The sequence below is a fragment of the Psychrobacter sp. Cmf 22.2 genome, from assembly GCF_001921745.1.
In the GTDB taxonomy this organism is placed as follows: Bacteria; Pseudomonadota; Gammaproteobacteria; order Pseudomonadales; family Moraxellaceae; genus Psychrobacter.
Genome location: NZ_MRYA01000031.1, coordinates 1 through 279, shown reverse-complemented (window position 1 = coordinate 279; position 279 = coordinate 1). Strand labels below are relative to the sequence as shown.

General features: G+C 47.7%; 1 protein-coding gene. It reads left to right on the top strand.

All coding sequences use genetic code 11. The annotated features are described in order from the left end of the window. Positions 1-279 (top strand): M48 family metalloprotease (locus BTV98_RS13205; protein WP_178379393.1); only part of this gene is annotated, 279 nt, incomplete at both ends.

Below are 279 nucleotides of genomic sequence, written 5' to 3'. Positions count from 1 at the left end.
ATATTTTGCTTGGATTTTTGGCGTCTGCCATCGTTATGTGGTTCTCACGTCTACGTGAATTCCGCGCTGATGAGATGGGTGCAAAGCTTGCCAGCCGTGACAAAATGATTAGTGCACTTGATGCCTTGCGTCCTTCTGAACAGCGTCCAGATCAAATGCCAGAGAGCATGAAAGCATTTGCAATCTCGTCTGGGCAATCTACTGGCTTTAGTATCGCTAACCTTTTCCGCTCACATCCAACGCTGGATGACCGTATTGCGGCGTTGAGGAAGTATAATC